The 9,934-nt window shown below is 67.9% G+C and carries 12 protein-coding genes; 3 read left to right on the forward strand and 9 right to left on the reverse strand.

Going from position 1 to position 9,934, the window contains the following annotated elements; translation table 11 throughout:
* Window positions 1-71 precede the first annotated feature (71 nt).
* From RTM68_RS10240 to RTM68_RS10255, 4 genes are all read right to left on the reverse strand, one after another.
* On the reverse strand, window positions 72-560 hold the full coding sequence (locus RTM68_RS10240; protein WP_312170548.1) for a MogA/MoaB family molybdenum cofactor biosynthesis protein: 489 nt from the start codon (window positions 558-560) through the stop codon (window positions 72-74).
* Window positions 561-598: 38 nt separating this feature from the next.
* Window positions 599-2,221 carry a molybdopterin-dependent oxidoreductase gene (locus tag RTM68_RS10245; protein WP_312170550.1) on the reverse strand — a complete coding sequence of 541 codons (1,623 nt, stop codon included), beginning with the start codon at window positions 2,219-2,221 and terminating at the stop codon, window positions 599-601.
* 133 nt (window positions 2,222-2,354) lie between these two features.
* A complete protein-coding gene (locus tag RTM68_RS10250; RefSeq protein ID WP_312170551.1) occupies window positions 2,355-2,630 on the reverse strand; it encodes a hypothetical protein in 276 nt (91 codons plus the stop codon).
* 100 nt (window positions 2,631-2,730) lie between these two features.
* Complete coding sequence (locus tag RTM68_RS10255) at window positions 2,731-3,429, reverse strand: GTP pyrophosphokinase family protein (protein ID WP_194763164.1); 699 nt, start codon at window positions 3,427-3,429, stop codon at window positions 2,731-2,733.
* Window positions 3,430-3,528: 99 nt separating this feature from the next.
* Between RTM68_RS10255 and RTM68_RS10260 the strand changes: the two genes are divergently transcribed.
* The 3 genes from RTM68_RS10260 to RTM68_RS10270 all read left to right on the forward strand — a co-directional run bounded on the left by RTM68_RS10260 (window position 3,529) and on the right by RTM68_RS10270 (window position 6,849).
* Window positions 3,529-3,888, forward strand: a complete 360-nt coding sequence (locus RTM68_RS10260; protein ID WP_312170554.1) for a nuclear transport factor 2 family protein — start codon at window positions 3,529-3,531, stop codon at window positions 3,886-3,888.
* Window positions 3,889-4,067: 179 nt separating this feature from the next.
* The gene (locus RTM68_RS10265) at window positions 4,068-6,143 is read left to right on the forward strand and encodes an APC family permease (protein WP_312170556.1); all 2,076 of its coding nucleotides are present in this window, start codon (window positions 4,068-4,070) and stop codon (window positions 6,141-6,143) included.
* 112 nt (window positions 6,144-6,255) lie between these two features.
* Window positions 6,256-6,849: a GNAT family N-acetyltransferase gene (locus RTM68_RS10270; RefSeq protein WP_312170557.1), complete on the forward strand. Its 594-nt coding sequence runs from the start codon at window positions 6,256-6,258 to the stop codon at window positions 6,847-6,849.
* Here the strand turns inward: RTM68_RS10270 and RTM68_RS10275 are convergent.
* From RTM68_RS10275 to RTM68_RS10295, 5 genes are all read right to left on the reverse strand, one after another.
* Window positions 6,836-7,147 carry a hypothetical protein gene (locus RTM68_RS10275; protein WP_312170558.1) on the reverse strand — a complete coding sequence of 104 codons (312 nt, stop codon included), beginning with the start codon at window positions 7,145-7,147 and terminating at the stop codon, window positions 6,836-6,838. The genes RTM68_RS10270 and RTM68_RS10275 overlap by 14 nt on opposite strands.
* Window positions 7,144-7,455, reverse strand: a complete 312-nt coding sequence (locus tag RTM68_RS10280) for an AbrB/MazE/SpoVT family DNA-binding domain-containing protein (protein WP_312170559.1) — start codon at window positions 7,453-7,455, stop codon at window positions 7,144-7,146. Before RTM68_RS10280 ends, RTM68_RS10275 begins: the two co-directional genes overlap by 4 nt.
* Before the next feature lie 97 nt (window positions 7,456-7,552).
* On the reverse strand, window positions 7,553-8,254 hold the full coding sequence (locus RTM68_RS10285) for a GntR family transcriptional regulator (protein WP_312170560.1): 702 nt from the start codon (window positions 8,252-8,254) through the stop codon (window positions 7,553-7,555).
* 2 nt (window positions 8,255-8,256) lie between these two features.
* The gene (locus tag RTM68_RS10290) at window positions 8,257-8,940 is read right to left on the reverse strand and encodes a GntR family transcriptional regulator (RefSeq protein WP_312170562.1); all 684 of its coding nucleotides are present in this window, start codon (window positions 8,938-8,940) and stop codon (window positions 8,257-8,259) included.
* 213 nt (window positions 8,941-9,153) lie between these two features.
* On the reverse strand, window positions 9,154-9,934 hold a 781-nt coding region (locus tag RTM68_RS10295; RefSeq protein ID WP_312170563.1), incomplete at its 5' end, for an SLC13 family permease.

Here is a 9,934-nt window from a genome sequence, read left to right on the forward strand (position 1 = left end):
GTCGTCGACGGCGGCGAGATGCGCGTCGAGGTCGAGCTTCTGCTCCGAGATCGCAGCGATCCGTACATCGTTCACGAGTGGTCTCCTCCATCGGTCTGATCCACGACATGTCGCGCCACGGTCAGCACGACGGGCACTCCTGACGCGACCGCCCTGGTCGACCCCGGCAGGTTCACGACCAGCGCGCCCGCCGGGTCGACGACGCCGGCGACGCCTCGCGACAGGATCGACAGCGGAGTGTCCGCGAGCCCGGAGCGCCGCAGCTCCTCCGCGATGCCCGGAACCTCACGCGTCACGACCTTGAGCGTCCCCTCGGGGGTCTGGTCGCGCGGCGAGACTCCCGTGCCGCCCGTGGTCACGATCAGGCGCACACCCCGCGCGACGGCCCGGCGCAGAGCATCCTCGACGGACTCGACGCCGTCGGCGATGATCTCGGCATCCGGGCAGTGCCACCCGGCATCCCGCAGCAGGCCCACGGCGATCGGGCCGCCACGATCCTCCCGCTCCCCCGCGAACGATCGATCCGACACGGTGATCACACACGCGGGCAGCGACGTCATGACTCCACCCTAGGGCGCGCCCCGATCCGACGCACCGCTCAGTTGACGCGCACGAGCGACCGCTGCCATCCCGACGATCCGTTCGGCGCGATCGCCGCCCGCTCCTCGATCTGCAGATCGCCGTTCTTGTTGACGGCTCGCACGGCCACGTAGTGCGTCCCGGGAGTGGCATCCCACTCGAGGAACCACTGCACCCAGGTGTCCTCGTTGATAGGCGTCGAGAGCGTCGCGGGGGTCCAGTCGCCCTCGTCGATCTTCACCTCGACCCGCTCGATGCCCACCGACTGCGCCCAGGCGACCCCGGCGATCGGGATCTTGCCGGCGTCGACCGCAGAGCCGAGCTTCGGGGTGTCGATGCGCGACGAGAACTTGATCGGCGCCTCGGCGCTGTAGCCGCGCGGCGTCCAGTACGCCTCGTCCTTCTCGAACGTGGTGACCTTGAGCTCGGTGAGCCACTTGGTCGCCGAGACGTAGCCGTACAGGCCCGGCACCACCATGCGCACCGGGAAGCCGTGCTCGAGCGGCAGGGGCTCGCCGTTCATGCCGACCGCGAGGATCGCATCGAGGTTGTCGTCGGTCAGGGCCGAGAGCGGGGTGCTGGCGGTGTAGCCGTCGACGCTCTTGGACAGCACCATGTCGGCACCCGACTTCACGCCCGCCTTCTTGAGCACGTCGCGCAGCGGCACACCGAGCCACATGGCGTTGCCGACCAGCTCACCGCCGACCTCGTTCGAGACGCAGGTCAGTGTGATCGCGTACTCGTCGACACCCATGTCGAGGATGTCCTGGAAGCTCATCTCGACGCGCTGGTCGACCATGCCGTCGATCACCAAGCGCCACGTCGAGGGATCGACGGTCGGCACGGTCAGCGCCGTGTCGACGCGATAGAAGTCCTTGTTCGGGGTGAAGAGCGTGCTGAGGCCGGGGATGTCGAGTTCGGCCCCCTGCGGCACGGTGACCTTCGTGCCGGGCGAAGGGAGTTTCAGCGCCTCGCGGATCGTCGCGACCGAGGACACGACGGTGCTCGCCGCCCGCGAGGCGATGCCCACGATGACGGCGGATGCTCCGGCGATGCCGGCGAGCAGGAAGAACTGTCGGCGATCGAGGGACTTCGCGGGCGTGGCGGGGTCGGTCGCGGTGCCGGCGTCGGTGCCGATCTCGGTGGATTCAGCGGTGATGTCGGTAGTGACCGTCGCGCGCCAGGCACGCAGCCGGCGGCCGAGGAGCACCATGATGATCGATCCGGCGATCGTTCCGAGCACCGGGGGCAGGAACGCGAGCGGCGTCACGCCGGCCCGGGTCACGATGGCCGCGGTCGAGAGGGCACCGGCGATGACCAGTGCGACGACTCCGAGCGGCGGGCGCGCGACCTGCAGGATGCCGCCGATCGCCGACGCGATCACGACGGCGAGACCGAGGCCCGCGAGCAGCGCGATCTTGTCGTACTCGCCGAAGGTCGCGATCGCGAACTCCTTGAACGGCTGCGGCACGATGTCGATGACGAAGCCGCCGACCGCCAGGATCGGGCTCGCGGCGCGCGCGAAGATCAGCGCGAAGAGTTCGGCGACGGCCAGGAAGACCCCGCCGCTGATGAGGCCCGCGAGGGCTGCCCAGAAGAAGAAACGGCGTCCCTTGCTGCGTGGCTTTGCGTGCTGTGACATGCTCTGCTCCTCGTTCGCCGCGGCACTGTTCCGGAGTCGGCTGTGGTCCGGAGTCGCTGTGGTCGAGGGTTGTTCGGAGCGGGGCGCGGAACGGATGGAATCAGGGTCTGCGGAGCCGGTCGGAGGAGACCGCTCAGAGAGGTCGCGCGGTGATCGAATCCTGGCCCTGGGTCTGACGCAGCGTGCGCAGGCATCGCGAGCAGAGGATCTCGACCGTGCGCGGATGGTTCTCGCCGCAGTCGCAGTCGATGCTCACGCGCCACTTGGCCTTGCGACCGCACGCCGCATACGCCTCATCGTCACCGTGATCGCATTCGCAGCGCTGCCGACCGCGGTCGAGGCCGGCGAGTTCGTCGAGATCGACCGCCTGATCGGCGTCGAGAGACCGGGATTCCGCTGTACTGACCACCTGCTGATGGTGTCAGGCCGCCCCTGCCCCGCGCAACACCGACCGTGTCGTCGACACGGCGTTCACAACTCAGCATGAACGCGGAAAGCGGCAGCCGAGGTCAGACCTGCACGACGTGCGGGGGCGGCGGGGGTGCGAGCTGGCGCTGTGGCACGCCATGGGCCTCGCGGTGCAGGCGCTCCATGCGACTGTCGAGCTCGGCGGCGGCCTCGGCCGCATCCGTCAGGCTCTCGACCAGGTGCGAGGGCACCTGGTTCGAGAACTTGTAGTAGATCTTGTGCTCGAGGCTGGCCCAGAAGTCCATGGCGATCGTGCGGAACTGCACCTCGACGGGCACCGACAGCGCTCCGGTCGACAGGAACACGGGCACCTCGATGATCGCGTGCAGGCTCTTGTAGCCGTTGTCCTTCGGCGTGGCGATGTAGTCCTTGACGGTGACGACGGTCACGTCATCCTGCGCGGTGAGCAGGTCGAACAGCCGGTAGACGTCGGCGACGAAGCTGCACGTGACGCGCACGCCGGCGATGTCGGTGATCTCGGACCGGATGCGCTCGAAGTCGGGCTCGACGATTCCCTTGCGGGCGATCTTCTCGACGATGCTGTCGGGAGTCTTGAGCCGGCTCTTCACGTGCTCGATCGGGTTGTACGCGTGGTGGTGGGTGAACTCGTCACGCAGGATCGAGATCTTGGTCTCGACCTCGCGCATCCCGAACTCGTATTCGCGCAGGAAGCGCTGGAACTCGTCGCGGAGCTCCCGAGTCTGCTGGATCGCGTCGTCGGTGACCTGAAGGGACGTCATGTCTTCGACGTTATCCGTCCGTGATCGGAAGTGGCTGTGGATCGTCGATGAGAGTCGAGCACCTTGACGATGTCGGAGGCCCGGTCTAGAACGGAGCACATGACCACCCCCGGAGAGAAGTGGACCGCAGCGTACGTCGAGGCGTGGAGGTCGAACGATCCCCAGCAGATCGCGGCGCTCTTCAGCGACGGCGCGAAGTACCTGACCAATCCCGATTCCGAACCTCGCGTCGGCCGGGCCGACATCGTCGCCGGCTGGCTCGAGGATCTCGATGAACCCGACACCTGGTCCTTCGACTGGTGGATCGTCCGCGAGGACGCCGATTTCGTCGTGATCGAGGGGCGTACGAAGTATCCCGCGGAGCGCGACTACCTGAACCTCTGGATCGTCCGGCTGGATGCCGAGGGGCGGGCGACCGAGTTCACCGAGTGGTACATGCCCCGCCCCCACCAGCCCTGACCGGGACACAGACACCCAGCCCGGTCGTTGAGCGAGCACGGCGCAGCCGAGCGAGACGAAACGCGGCACCATCCCAGGATCCTGCAGCCGTGAGGATTCCGTATGGGCCGGTCGACCGCCCGTAGGGATTCCGTAAAGATCGCGTAAAGAAAGCGTGGCCGGGCGTAAAGTCGCCCGACGTGTCAGAAGAAACCCGCGCGAACACGGATGCTCCTCCTCGCGCCAAGCGCATCCTCATCGGCGACCCGCTGACGAGCGAGCAGGTCGATGATCAGCTGCTCCCCAAGAAGATGGCCCTGCCGATCTTCGCGTCGGACGCGCTGAGCTCCGTCGCCTACGCGCCGCAGGAACTCGTGATGATCCTGCTGATCGGCGGACTCACGTTCCTGTCGTTCACACCCCTGGTCGCGATCGCCGTCGTCGTGCTGTTGATCGTCGTGGTGCTCAGCTACCGCCAGCTCATCAAGGCCTATCCCTCGGGCGGTGGCGACTACGAGGTCGCATCGAAGAACCTCGGCGAGATCCCGGGCGTCATCGTCGCGGCTGCACTGCTCGTCGACTACGTCCTGACGGTCGCCGTGTCGGTCGCATCCGGCGTCGACAACATCATCTCGGCCGTGCCAGGACTCGACCCGCTGCGCGTCGAGCTCGCCGTGGGCTTCGTGATCCTGATCATCCTCGTGAATCTGCGCGGCGTGCGCGAGGCGTCGCTCGTGTTCGCGATCCCCACCTACGTGTTCATCGGTTCGGTCGGCTTCATGATCGTCACGGGCCTGATCCGCACGTTCCTGGGCGATGCCCCGGTCGCCTCGAGCGCCGAGTTCGCGGTGCACTCCGAGGACCTCGGGCAGGCCGCGGTCATCCTGCTGATCCTGCGTGCGTTCTCGAGCGGATGCTCCGCCCTGACCGGCGTCGAGGCCGTGTCGAACGGCGTGCCGGCGTTCCGTACGCCGAAGGTCCGCAACGCGCAGACCACGCTCGTGCTCATGGGCTCGATCGCCGCCTGCCTGTTCGCCGGGCTCACCGCGCTCGCTCTGATCTCGGGCGTGCACTACGCCGAGAACCCGTGCGACCTGATCGGCTTCGACTGCTCCGACCCGCAGCCGAGCCTCATGGCGCAGATCGCCTCGGCGACGTTCGGCGGCGGCAGCATCCTGTTCTTCATCATCCAGGCGGCGACGGCCTGCGTGCTGCTGCTCGCCGCGAACACCGCCTTCAACGGCTTCCCGCTGCTCGGATCGGTGCTCGCGCGCGACGGCTACGCCCCCAAGTCGCTCAACACCCGCGGCGACCGGCTCGTGTTCTCGAACGGCATGATCGTTCTCGGCATCGCCGCGATCGCGGTGCTCGTGATCTTCCAGGCGAAGCTCACCACCCTGATCCAGCTCTACATCATCGGCGTGTTCGTGTCGTTCTCCCTCGGGCAGATCGGCATGGTGCGGCACTGGCGGCGCGTGCTGCGTGGCCCCGCCGAGAAGAGCCCCGCCTCGGGCATCGACGGCGCCTCGGCATCCGACCGCCGTTCGGCCAAGGTGGGCCTGCTCATCAACTCGGTCGGCGCTGCGATGACCGTCACCGTGCTGCTGATCGTGACGATCACGAAGTTCACGCACGGCGCCTACCTGGTGTTCTTCGCGATCCCCGTGCTCGCGTTCCTGATGATGGGCGTCAAGCGCTACTACCGCGACGTCGAGCACGAGATCGCGATCGACGACACGACCAAGTTCGGTGCGACGGGCGACCTCGCGATCGTGCTCGTCAACCGACTGCAGAAGCCGGTCGTGAAGGCGATCGACTACGCGGTCGCGGCCAAGCACGGCAAAACTCTCGCGGTGCATGTGGCCGTGGCGTCCGACGATGCCGCCCAGCTGCAGAAGGACTGGGCAGACCATCTGGTGCCGATCCCGCTCGTGATCGTCGAGTCGCCGTATCGGTCGTTCGCGCAGCCGGTCTCGCAGTTCATCAAGCAGTACCGCGAGAAGCACGGCTCATCGGTCGTCACGGTCTATCTGCCGCAGTACATCGTGGGTCACTGGTGGGAGACCTTCCTGCACAACCGCCGCGCCCGTCGCCTCGCCAACCAGCTCATGCTCGTGCACGGGGTGTCGATCACCCTCGTACCGTGGCTGCTCGACTCGTCGGAGCTCATCTACGGTCGCCGCTCGCGCCCGCTGCCCGGTCAGGAGCGCGCCGGACGCCCTGTCGTCGTGAACGGTCGCCGCGCGCACCGGCCCGAGGGGCCGCCCGAGAACTGACCCGGTTGCCGGTTCGCGTTCTGGCAAGCCTGCCGACGACGGCTTCCCTGTGAGACCCACCGTGACGTCCGACCCCCTGCCGGGGAGACGCACCGCTCAATAGGCTGAGCCCATGACCACCCCGCCGCGCGCCGATGTCTGGCCTGTCCGCACCGAGCGTCTGCAGATCCGGCCGATGACCCCCTCCGACGTTGACGCGATGTGGGAGTGGCGACGGCTACCCGAGGTCAACCGCTGGCTCGGGCTCGCGCCTGCGACCGTCGAGGCATTCCGCGAGCGCTATCTCGATCCCGATCGCCTGGCCTCGATGTTCATCGTCGAACTCACGGGCGAGAACGGCGAAACGACCCCCATCGGCGACGTCATGATCAGGATCGGTGACGGGTGGGCGCAGCTCGAGGTCGCCGACGAGGCGAAGGGCGTCGAGGCCGAGCTCGGGTGGGTGCTCGATCCGCGCCACACGGGGCGCGGCTATGCGACCGAGGCGATCCGGGCGGTGATCGACGTGTGCGTCGGGGCGCTGGGGCTGCGCCGCGTGCACGCCGGATGCTTCGCCGACAACGAACCCTCCTGGCGCCTGATGGAGAGGCTCGGCATGCGGCGCGAGGAGTTCAGCCGCAAGACCGCGCTGCACCGCTCGGGCGAGTGGCTCGACGGGCTGAACTACGGCATCCTCGCGGAGGAGTGGGCGCTCACGGGTTCTTGAAGACGTCGTGATCTCCGACTCGACGCCACCGGATTCGGGGCTCAGCGTCGACGGTGATGCTCTCGAACGTCGCGCGTCCGTCGGGCGACGAGAACGACCATGTCATCTCGAGGATCCCCGGCGCGGATCGCACGGACTTGACCCGCAGTGATGCAGGCCATGTCGCCGACGGGTCCTCTGCGAAGGCGTCGCAGGCAGGGATGAACTTCTCTCGCAGCACCTTCTTGAACTCCGCGAGATGGGCAGCCTTGAGCCGGCGCACATCCCCGTCGAACGCAGGCGTGGTCTCGAACTTCACTGCCCGGACTCGACGGCGTCGAGGCTCGTGAGGAGGTCCTCTCCACTGTCGAAGGTGGCTACCCGACCGGCCGCGACGTGAGCGTCGACCTCGCGCTCGCGCTGCTGCCAGCGCTCAGCCCAGAACCACGCCTGGTCAGCCGGCACCGGCACTGCCGCGCGAAGCTCGACGACACCATCTGCTCGCTCGGTCACCTCGAGCTGCGTTCCCGGCTCGTTCAGTCGCAGTCGCTCCCGCAGGCTGGCAGGCAATGCGATGAGCCCGCGGCTCTGGACTCCGACGTACCCGTGGAACTCTTCGGTGGACATACCTTGATTCTACCGCTTAGCTGTAAAGCTGCACAGCTGCATTCCGGCATCCTCGCGGAGGAGCGGTCCGCGCGATGATCCGCGGGCCCGAGCCGGACTAGAGCTCGGTGACCCCGTCGATCACGAAGATGAACAGGTCGCGCACGATGTCGACGGCCTCGTGGCGGTCGCGCTCGCGCGCCGCCGTGACGAGAGCGTCGACGGCAGACCTCAGCATCGCCGGGTTGCGCGACCGGCTCAGCGAGCGGATGCCGAACACCAGCGCCGTGCGCTTCGAGGCGTGCAGGTCGGCGAGGTAGGGGTTGCGCGAGAACTCGGCGAGCATGTGCAGAAGGTCCCACAGCCCTTCGGCGCCGACGACCTGATCCTGCCCCTCCTCCGCCCAGAGCGCCGCGACCTCGTCCGCCCGCACGGCGAAGCTCTCGATCTGCGCATCCGTCGCCGCGACGATGCCGAGGTCGGCGGCGGCGATCGACAGACCGGAGCACTCCGCGGCGACCGCGACGAACCACGCACTCGTGGGCGTCACGACCACCGACGCGCGGTTCGGGCGATGCTCGACCAGGTGCATGGCATCCAGCGCGATCAGGGCCGAGCGCACAGTCGCCGCGGCGACATCGAGCCGGTGCGACTGTGCGGTCACCGAGAGCGAATCGCCGGACCCGAGCTCCCCCGACTCGATGGATCGTGCGAGCGAGTCGACGACGGCATCCGATCGGGAGCTGACGAGCGGTACCGCAGCGCCCACCCCTCCCAGCAATCGGGTGGAGAGCAGCCGGTCAATGCGCTCGTCGGGCATGATCACTCCGCCGTGGCTTCGACCCGAAGGGGTTCGATCACGGAGCGCAGGAACAGCTGCTCGATGAGAGCCCGTGTGCCCTGACCGTCTCGGGCGTGCAGCAGCGCGCGCAGCTGCTCGAGCGAGGCGCGCATGTACACCTCGAGGTCGTCGGCGACCGGCTGATCCGGCACCGTCCTCGTCAGGTGCATCGCGAGGCGGCCGTCGAGGATGTCGACCATCGTCTGGTTGCGGGCGCTCAGCACGAGCTCGGCCCACAGCGCGTACCAGAGCGCGAGCCCCTCACGGTTCGTGGTCCAGGCGAGTTCCGTGGCGAGGATGCCGGTGATGTGGGCCTCCATCGCCGCGACCTGGTCGTCGGTGTAGGTCGGCACGACCTTCACCGCGCAGTAGCCGATCATGGCGACCGCCGTCTCGACCCGCTCGGCCTGCGCGTTCAGGTCGACCGGTGCGACGCGTGTGAACCGGTTCGTGCTGACCTCGATCAGTCCGAGGTCGGCGAGACGGTTCAGCGCTTCGCGGATGGGTGTGCGAGAGATGCCGTACTCGGCCTGAAGGTCCTGGTCGCGGATCTCTTCGAGGGGCGGCCGCACCCCCGTGATGATCTCCTCGGCGAGCGTGGCGAACACCTGGTCGCGGATGAGCTGCCGCGGCCGGATCGGCAGAGGAGAGCTGACATCGTCCACGGGCACACTTTATGCCTGCAATACATCGGTGCACCACACATCAGGCACTGAAGTTTCAGCGAAATCTCGCGGGTGTGCGTAGCGTCGAAGTGCGGGGCAGCGGCTCACAGACGGCGCGAACTCCCCTTTCAGCGCCTGGATTTCCCCAGATCCCCTTGACCTGGGTCGCTGCCCTTTCCCCTCCCGTCGGCATACGGATAGTTCTCGCCGGGCTCAGCCCGAGACGAGAGACAGAGCCAGCGTCGCGATCACGACGGTCGGCACCGCGACGGCTGCACCCCAGAGCATCAGCCGCGACCAGCGGATCTCGACCCCCAGCGACACCACCCTGTGATGCCACAGGAGCGTCGCGAGCGAGGCCCACGGCGTGATGAGCGGGCCGAGGTTCACACCGATCAGCAGCGCCATCAGCGCGACCGGGTCGCCTGCGGAGGGTTCGAGCACCAAGTAGGCGGGCAGGTTGTTGATGCCGTTCGCGGCGAGCGCGCCGACCGCTGCCAGCCGCAGGATCTCGCCGAGGCCGTGGCCATCGGTGTGCAGTGACGACAGGAACGCGAGCAGGCCGTTCGCATGAGCGGTCTCGACGAGCACGAACAGCGCGGTCGCGAGACCGATCGCCTGCCAGGGCACGAGCGAGGGCCGCAGCACATGGCGTCGCCGCACCGCGAACAGCCCGACGAGCAGCACGGCCGCTATCGTCGCGGGGATCCACACGTCGTGCGTCAGAGCGAGCAGCGGCATGAGCACGAGCAGGATGCCGGCTGCTCCCCAGAACAGCACGCGGTCGGATGCTGCCGCGCCGCCGGGCGGGCGGTACGAGCCGAACAGCGTGCGGCGATGGGCGATCGTGAGGATCGCCACCGGCACGAGCACACCGACGAGGGTCGGCGCCCAGCTCAGGGCGAGGAACGCGAACGGGTCATCGCCGATCGCCCGCGCAGCCAGCAGATTCGTGAGGTTCGAGACGGGAAGCGCGAGGGATGCCGTGTTCGCG

It is taken from the genome of Microbacterium sp., assembly GCF_031988965.1.
In the GTDB taxonomy this organism is placed as follows: Bacteria; Actinomycetota; Actinomycetes; order Actinomycetales; family Microbacteriaceae; genus Microbacterium.

Coding starts and splice junctions, on each gene's coding strand:
- RTM68_RS10240 (WP_312170548.1), bottom strand. CDS start 560: ATGACGTCGCTGCCCGCGTGTGTGATCACCGTGTCGGATCGATCGTTC.
- RTM68_RS10245 (WP_312170550.1), bottom strand. CDS start 2,221: ATGTCACAGCACGCAAAGCCACGCAGCAAGGGACGCCGTTTCTTCTTC.
- RTM68_RS10255 (WP_194763164.1), bottom strand. CDS start 3,429: ATGACGTCCCTTCAGGTCACCGACGACGCGATCCAGCAGACTCGGGAG.
- RTM68_RS10260 (WP_312170554.1), top strand. CDS start 3,529: ATGACCACCCCCGGAGAGAAGTGGACCGCAGCGTACGTCGAGGCGTGG.
- RTM68_RS10270 (WP_312170557.1), top strand. CDS start 6,256: ATGACCACCCCGCCGCGCGCCGATGTCTGGCCTGTCCGCACCGAGCGT.
- RTM68_RS10280 (WP_312170559.1), bottom strand. CDS start 7,455: ATGTCCACCGAAGAGTTCCACGGGTACGTCGGAGTCCAGAGCCGCGGG.
- RTM68_RS10285 (WP_312170560.1), bottom strand. CDS start 8,254: ATGCCCGACGAGCGCATTGACCGGCTGCTCTCCACCCGATTGCTGGGA.